Origin of the sequence: Campylobacter gastrosuis (genome assembly GCF_030249845.1) — a bacterium.
Classification (GTDB): domain Bacteria; phylum Campylobacterota; class Campylobacteria; order Campylobacterales; family Campylobacteraceae; genus Campylobacter_A; species Campylobacter_A gastrosuis.
In genome coordinates this window covers 1-2316 of sequence record NZ_JANURM010000048.1, presented here as the reverse complement: position 1 = coordinate 2316, position 2316 = coordinate 1, and the positions used below count along the sequence as shown (strand labels likewise).

At 37.8% G+C, this 2316-nt stretch carries 4 protein-coding genes; all 4 read left to right on the top strand.

Annotated elements, in window-relative coordinates; all coding sequences use genetic code 11:
- The coding region (locus NYG85_RS11965) for a phage replication initiator YdaU family protein (RefSeq protein ID WP_284938894.1) at window positions 1–446 on the top strand (446 nt) is incomplete at its 5' end.
- Complete coding sequence (locus NYG85_RS11960; RefSeq protein ID WP_284938893.1) at window positions 443–1069, top strand: DUF6475 domain-containing protein; 627 nt, start codon at window positions 443–445, stop codon at window positions 1067–1069. The genes NYG85_RS11965 and NYG85_RS11960, both read left to right, overlap by 4 nt.
- A 3-nt stretch (window positions 1070–1072) precedes the next feature.
- On the top strand, window positions 1073–1375 hold the full coding sequence (locus tag NYG85_RS11955) for a hypothetical protein (protein WP_284938892.1): 303 nt from the start codon (window positions 1073–1075) through the stop codon (window positions 1373–1375).
- The gene (locus NYG85_RS11950) at window positions 1372–2226 is read left to right on the top strand and encodes a DNA adenine methylase (protein ID WP_284938891.1); all 855 of its coding nucleotides are present in this window, start codon (window positions 1372–1374) and stop codon (window positions 2224–2226) included. The genes NYG85_RS11955 and NYG85_RS11950 overlap by 4 nt, the downstream gene beginning before the upstream one ends.
- Window positions 2227–2316: the final 90 nt, after the last annotated feature.

Sequence of the window (2316 nt, the reverse complement as noted above, 5' to 3'; positions counted from 1 at the left end):
CAGAGAATACATCAGAGAATACATCAGAGAATACATCAGAGAACTCCTTTGCGCGTATGTGCGAGCACACACGCGTGGGGGGAGATGGGAGCAAAGCAGAGCAAGGAGCGATAATCGTAAAAAGTCCAGTCAAAAAAACTGAAAACGTTTCTCAAAATCTACCAGCCTTTATTGACCCTGAACTTTGGAGCGAATATCTAAGCTACAAAAAAGAGCGTAAAGAAAAACTCTCACAAGCTGGGATAAAAATGAAGTTTTCAGAATGGGCCAAATGGCACTTAGAGGGCATAGATGTCAATAACTGCATAAGACAGGCAATGGCAAACGAGTGGCAAGGCGTATTTAAACCACGTGCCAATAACTACCAAACCCAGCACGAGCGAAATATGGCATACACAAGGGCTCAAATGGTGGAGTTTTTAGCAGATAGGGGAATAAGCCTATGAGCGAAAAAGAGTTTCTAGCAGCGTTTTATCCGTTTTGTGAATACTACAACACGAGCCTTTCAAAAAACGTGACAAGCCTTTATTACAACGACTTAAAGCACTTAACGCTTGATGAGTTTTTAGACGCTCTAAGCCATATCCGCAAAAGCAGAAAATACACAAATATGCCTAGCATTGCTGAAATTTTAGAAGCTAGTGAGGGCGATTTTGAAAGCAAGATGATTTTAGCAAGGGATACGCTAAAAATGGCGATGATAAAGCACGGAGCGTATAAAAGCGTGTGTTTTAAAGACAAGGCGTTAATGTCGGTGGTTAAGTCAATTGGTGGCTGGATAGCCTACGCAAGAATGGAGGGCGATGAGCTTAAAAATTTTTATGTGTTTGAATTCCCAAAACTTTACAAAACCTACGCAAACAAACCTGAATGCGCGCCAAATTATCTAATTGGCATAACCGAAAATGAGATTACGTTTAAAAATGGCAATTTAGGGGGATTAAATATTGAGTTTGTGGGATTTGATGATAAAGAGCGAATGCCACTTCTTAACTTTAAAGCCGAGATTGAGGCTAAAAATCCGTTAAAAATAGCGTTAAATAAAGCATATAAAAGACTAGGAGCGTAAAAAATGATGAGTATGCAAGAAGCGATTAAATTATTTAAAGAGGGCGAAAAAAAGGGCAAAAACGCAGAAAAAAGCGTCCGTCCTTATCCAACAGAAGCACAAAAAAGAGCGATTGTGGAGTGTATAAATGCAAAATTAGCCCTTTGTGATGACTGGAACAAGGGGCAAAATGCCTTTAAAAGCCTTTTAAACGAAGCAAAAGAGCAGACGCAAAAAATTAGAGTTTTAGCGGATGAAGTTTTAGCCCTGCCACTAAACGCACAGGCAAGAGAGAAAATAAACGAGATAAAGCAGAGGTTAGGATGAATTACATAAAAGCCCCACTGCCCTTTTTAGGGCAAAAACGCAACTTTTTAAAGGCGTTTAAACAAACGATTAAAGAGGATTTTAGCGCGTATAAAAATGCCACTTTTGTTGATGTTTTTGGCGGTAGCGGACTTTTGGCCAACACGATAAAAAGCGTTTACCCAAACGCAAGGGTCATTTATAATGACTTTGACGGCTACACTGAGCGATTAAAGCACATTGACACGACAAATGAAATTTTAGAAAAAATCGCTAAAAAATACAACTTTGTAGAAGGCAAAAGAATAAGCGATGAAGTAAAACAAGCTGGGCTAAATATCATAAAAGACTACGAAAACAAGGGGGCGTTTATTGATTATATCACGATAAGTAGCTTCGTGCTTTTTAGCGGTAATTACGCAAAGGATTTTGACGAGCTAAAAAAATACAACTGGTATTACTACAAAAGAGCCACACCGTCAAAATACAGCGCTAATGGCTATTTAAACGGCGCCCAAGTTGTCAGAAAAGATGGATTTTTATTAATTAAGGAGTTTTTAGATGACAAAAACGCCGTTTTAGTGCTTGACCCTCCGTATTTAAACAGCCTAAACGACGCATATTTAAACCGCTTTTGGGGCGTAATTGATTTTTTAAAGTTAGTTAAATTAATGCGTCCGCCGTATCTGTTTTTTAGCTCACATAAAAGTCAAATAATGGAATTTATAAACTTAGAAATTGAAATTTTAGGGACGGAGGTGTTTAAGGACGCAATTGTAAAAAAAACGAATATGGTATCGTTTGGTAATATGTTAGACCCAACCGATTATATGATTTATAAGAGCGGGGGCGTTAATGCATTATTTTCTTAAAATTGAAAATCTGCCTTATAATCCAGTGCCATATAAACGAACAACACAAAGGCAGAAATTTAAAGACGCTAATTATAAAAAATATTTAGC